2 rRNA genes are annotated in these 709 nt (G+C 37.4%); both read right to left on the minus strand.

Annotated features, from left to right (window positions below):
• Positions 1-261: 261 nt before the first annotated feature.
• A 5S ribosomal RNA gene (rrf, locus tag ABD296_RS49645) occupies positions 262-376 on the minus strand.
• 185 nt (positions 377-561) lie between these two features.
• Positions 562-709, minus strand: a 23S ribosomal RNA gene (locus ABD296_RS49650); the annotation flags it as partial.

Here is a 709-nt window from a genome sequence, read left to right on the forward strand (position 1 = left end):
CATCAAAAGCAGAAAAACATAACTCAGCAATCTGATGACGTTGATTTCTATCTAGATCTTGGGCTGCGATAATTTTGAACTGCATAGATGAAAACTCAATTTGAACTATTTATAGATTAAGTAAATATTGGAATATTATGAAATTATTGTTTATTCCATTATTTTAGTTTTAATAATTCTTCAAATAATTCTTTTCTGATTGCTTTCTTGATATAAAAAAACACCCCAACCTCTTTTGAGATTGGGGTGTTTAGAATAATGAGCTGGCGATGACTTACTCTCACATGGGTAATCCCACACTACCATCAGCGCTAAGAGGTTTCACTTCTGAGTTCGGGAAGGGATCAGGTGGTTCACTCTTGCTATGGTCGCCAGCACAACTGTTTATGGATACTTGCTTGGGTCTTACTTGATGCCGAAGCGTTTTCCAAATCTGTAACAGACTGGGCTGAATTGAATCTTACTTTATCTGTTCATTTTAGCTAGAGGTATAACTAAATCAAGTTGTCTTGCATATTTAAGAATCGATTGATGCTTCATATACAACTGCTTGGGTGTTGTATAGTCAAGCCTCACGAGCAATTAGTATTGGTCAGCTTCACATATCACTATGCTTCCACATCCAACCTATCAACGTCCTAGTCTCGAACGGCTCTTTAGAGGACATAAAGTCCTAGGGAAATCTTATCTTGAGGTAGGCTTCCCGCTT

It is taken from the genome of Actinomadura napierensis, assembly GCF_039529375.1.
In the GTDB taxonomy this organism is placed as follows: Bacteria; Actinomycetota; Actinomycetes; order Streptosporangiales; family Streptosporangiaceae; genus Spirillospora; species Spirillospora napierensis.